This is a genomic window from Mesorhizobium sp. M7A.F.Ca.ET.027.03.2.1 (genome assembly GCF_003999175.1).
In the GTDB taxonomy this organism is placed as follows: domain Bacteria; phylum Pseudomonadota; class Alphaproteobacteria; order Rhizobiales; family Rhizobiaceae; genus Mesorhizobium.
The window spans coordinates 1-2,224 of the sequence record NZ_RZOM01001025.1 but is presented as its reverse complement, the minus strand read 5'-3'; the positions used below and the strand labels follow the sequence as shown (position 1 = coordinate 2,224).

The 2,224-nt window shown below is 61.1% G+C and carries 4 protein-coding genes; 2 read left to right on the top strand and 2 right to left on the bottom strand.

Annotation, left to right across the window (positions count from 1 at the left end):
* Both EN750_RS30620 and EN750_RS30615 read left to right on the top strand, forming a co-directional pair.
* Window positions 1-779: molybdopterin cofactor-binding domain-containing protein (locus EN750_RS30620; RefSeq protein WP_145968063.1), on the top strand; the 779-nt coding region annotated here is incomplete at its 5' end.
* On the top strand, window positions 767-1,012 hold the full coding sequence (locus tag EN750_RS30615) for a MoaD/ThiS family protein (RefSeq protein WP_127398960.1): 246 nt from the start codon (window positions 767-769) through the stop codon (window positions 1,010-1,012). The genes EN750_RS30620 and EN750_RS30615, both read left to right, overlap by 13 nt.
* A 264-nt stretch (window positions 1,013-1,276) precedes the next feature.
* Here EN750_RS30615 and EN750_RS41080 read toward each other — a convergent pair whose 3' ends face one another.
* Together EN750_RS41080 and EN750_RS30605 are read right to left on the bottom strand one after the other, a co-directional pair.
* Window positions 1,277-1,546 carry a hypothetical protein gene (locus EN750_RS41080; RefSeq protein WP_245482858.1) on the bottom strand — a complete coding sequence of 90 codons (270 nt, stop codon included), beginning with the start codon at window positions 1,544-1,546 and terminating at the stop codon, window positions 1,277-1,279.
* 267 nt (window positions 1,547-1,813) lie between these two features.
* On the bottom strand, window positions 1,814-2,224 hold a 411-nt coding region (locus tag EN750_RS30605; RefSeq protein WP_210212782.1), incomplete at its 5' end, for a helix-turn-helix domain-containing protein.

Genomic DNA, 2,224 nt, shown 5'->3' with positions numbered 1-2,224 from the left:
ACTATAGCCAGGTCAAGGCGATCGTCGCCGACACGTCCAGCCTCGGCTACAACGACATGACGGACGGCAGCCGCGGCACCTTCTCGTCCTCCATGGCGACGATCTCGGCCGCCCGCAATGCGATCAAGATCCTGCGCGAGCGCGCCGCGCAGATGTGGGACATTGCCGTCGACGACGTGGTCTGGGAAAAGGGCCACGCGATCGCCAAGGGCGAGAAGCACGGCAATCTCGGCAAGCTGTCGCTGAAGGAGATCGCGGTCGAGTCGGGCAAGACCGGCGGACCGATCGCCGGCCACAGCGAGCTCGTCGCCGATGGCGCCGGCGTCTCCTTCGCCACCCATATCTGCGATATCGAGGTCGATCCCGATACCGGCGCCACCAGGGTCATCCGCTACACGGTCGTGCAGGACGCCGGCAAGGCGGTGCACCCGACCTATGTCGAGGGACAGTACCAGGGTGGTGCCGCGCAAGGCATCGGCTGGGCGCTCAACGAGGAGTATATCTACGGCAAGGACGGGCGGCTGCAGAACGCCGGCTTCCTCGACTACCGCATCCCGGTCTGCTCGGACCTGCCGATGATCGACACGCAGATCCTCGAAATCCCCAACCCCAACCACCCTTACGGGGTGCGCGGTGTCGGCGAAACGTCGATCGTGCCGCCGCTGGCGGCGATCGCCAATGCGGTGTCGAACGCCGCGGGCGTGCGCATGACGCACATCCCGATGTCGCCGCCGCGCATCCTGGCGGCGATCGAGGCGGAACGGGAATGGTCGAAGTAACGCTCTGGGGCTCGCTCGCCGCGACCGCCGGAGGCAACAGCAAGGTCGAGATCGAGGCCAAGGACATAAGGGAGCTGTTCAGGAAGCTGGCTGAACAGTATCCCGGCCTCGAGCCCTGGATCGAAAAAGGCATCGCGGTGGCGATCGACGGGACGATCTATCGCGATACGTGGTCGAAGAAGCTGCCAGAGGGGGCGGAGATTTTTTTGTTGCCGAGGCTGGCGGGGGGGTGATGAGGCGGCTGGCAGGGTAAAAAGTACACTGTCACCGTAAATTCTATGAAAGCGCTGTTGGTTCCGACAGGGAGGTGGTCTGCTTTGCGCCCAAATTCAGTCGCTGCGGTGGACCTTGCAATCGCTCGATAGCAGACATAGTCGGTGAACCCACGCAGACGAATTTTCGCTTGACCTTTGGGTATGGCTCAAACGGCCTGCGCGCCCCGACTACCGATGGCTCTATCCAACGTTCATTATGCACGCGCCGATGGTACATCTCATTCAATGAATGTGAACGACGACGTATCGCCCGCCGTAGGGTTGATAGTACGTGCTGCCGCAGTGCCACAACACGGTGCTGTTGATCGAGGTTTTAACACACGCTGCCGGGAGCCTGGTCACGTAAATCGTCGAACGGCGGATCGTTCGGCGTGTGGCACGCCTCGCGACCCCTGCGACGCTGCCCGGCGTGAGCGGATGACCGACTCGGGCCTGCGCACCACCTACGAAAGGAGCGAAAGGCATGACGGTGTCGACGAGCCCCGCAAACATCAAAGTGCTAACGATTCCGGCGGTGCCGGCCAATTTTAAGCTATGTCTGGTCATTTTGCATCCTCCCGAAAGCTTCGCATCAAAGCCCCATGCGCCTTATGCAGGCCTGCGCCGACCCGAAATCGGGCCGCTCTTTGGAACAGTGACAGCGCGATTGTTTGGTAGTTAAGAGCATACTCGTCTAAAACGGACCTTCTATCCGAATTGCGCACTTCAATCCTGGAAAGGACGATCCGGCACAATTTCTCCGCGGACGCTACGATCTGGTCACGATCTCGCGGCTCGCTTGAGCGTTTCCTTGGGAGATTCGCCGAAGAACAGGCGATAGTTCGCCGCGAAGCGGCCCAGATGGTTGGCCCCCACGTCCATCGCGATCGTCGTCACGCTCAAGCCATTTGCACGTGCAGTGCAAAGTAACCGTCTGGCTTCATTGAGGCGGAGCGCCCTGATGAACTCGAGCGGCGTTACTGAGAATGTGGAACGAAAAGCGTATTCCAGCTGCCGTCGGCTGACACCGATTTCCTTACACAGTCGAATGATGGGTATGTCTTCCCCTAGGTGGGAGCGAATGAAATCCTCGGCCGCGGACGCTTGGCTGAGATGACGACCCCCCATGGGACCGGCTGCGCAAGCCGCCCGCGCGAACACGTCTGCCAAGGCTCCTAGATGGTCCACGAA

Bases quoted from the DNA above. Each gene is read 5' to 3' on its own strand.
- EN750_RS41080 (WP_245482858.1), bottom strand. From the start codon at position 1,546: ATGTTTGCGGGGCTCGTCGACACCGTCATGCCTTTCGCTCCTTTCGTA.
- EN750_RS30615 (WP_127398960.1), top strand. From the start codon at position 767: ATGGTCGAAGTAACGCTCTGGGGCTCGCTCGCCGCGACCGCCGGAGGC.